Genomic DNA, 1,104 nt, shown 5'->3' on the forward strand with positions numbered 1-1,104 from the left:
TGTACTGACCCGACAGGTTGGTCAATCGGGTGATGGGTGGATTGTTCCCGCAGGCGGTGTGGGGGCGGTGGTGGTTGTATTCGTGGAGCCATGCTGGCAGAGCGGCTCGGCGTTCGTGTTCTGAGGTGTAGCAGCGGGCGTAGCCCCAGCCGTCGGCCAGGGTGCGGTGGAAACGTTCTATTTTGCCGTTGGTCTGTGGCCGGTAGGGCCGGGTGCGTGAATGCTTGATGCCCATCTCGGTGCAGGTATCGCGCCATAGGTGTGATCGGTACGCGGAGCCGTTGTCGGACAGCACCCGCTCGGTCGTGATCCCGCGGGTGGCGAACCAGGCCACGGCACGGCGTAGGACCGCGACCGCGGTGGGGGCGGTCTCATCGTCGTGGATCTCGGCGTAGGCGACGCGGGAGTGGTCGTCGATGACGGTGTGCACGAACGCGTGGCCCATCTTCGGGTTGTAGTGCACGTTCTTGGGTTTGTCTGGGGTCGCGGCGCGGTTGCGGTCTCCTTGGCTGCGCCCGACGTAGCGCCACCCACCGCCGTCGGGGATGTTGCCCAGCTTCTTGACGTCCACGTGCAGCATCGCACCCGGGTGCTCGTGCTCGTACCGGCGAACCGGCTCGCCGGTGGCCCGGTCCACGTGGGAGAGGCGGTTCAGGTGGCATCGAGACAGCACCCGGTGCGCAGTCGAGGGTGCGACGCCGGTCAGCGCGGCGAGCTGGACCGGCCCCAGGCGTTTGCGCAGCCGCAACGCCACGATCCGCTTGGTCGTGGCCGGGCTGGTCTTGGCCGGCATCGACCGGGGCCGGCTGGACCGGTCGGTCATCGCCTCGCCAGCGGCGTACCGATCGGCCCAGCGTTTGACCGTGGGCCATGAGCACTGGAACCGGGCGGCGACCTCGACGATCGGCACGTGCTGGTCGACGACGAGCTGGGCCACACGCAACCGGGCGCGAGGGGTCAGGGCAGCGTTAGCGTGGGACACGAGGGCCTCCTGTTTGGCGAAGTGAACCTTGAGCAGTTCCACTCCACCGCGGGAGGCCCTCCCATGTCAGCAGCTCACAACGATGAGTCGCATTCCCTCAACCAACGTGCCCGGTCAGTACA

1 protein-coding gene is annotated in these 1,104 nt (G+C 67.5%); it reads right to left on the bottom strand.

Annotated elements, in window-relative coordinates:
- The coding region (locus ASG96_RS05765; RefSeq protein WP_057587264.1) for an IS481 family transposase at positions 1 to 982 on the bottom strand (982 nt) is incomplete at its 3' end.
- Between the last annotated feature and the right edge of the window lie 122 nt (positions 983 to 1,104).

The sequence above is a fragment of the Terrabacter sp. Soil810 genome (assembly GCF_001429645.1).
Taxonomy (GTDB): Bacteria; Actinomycetota; Actinomycetes; order Actinomycetales; family Dermatophilaceae; genus Terrabacter.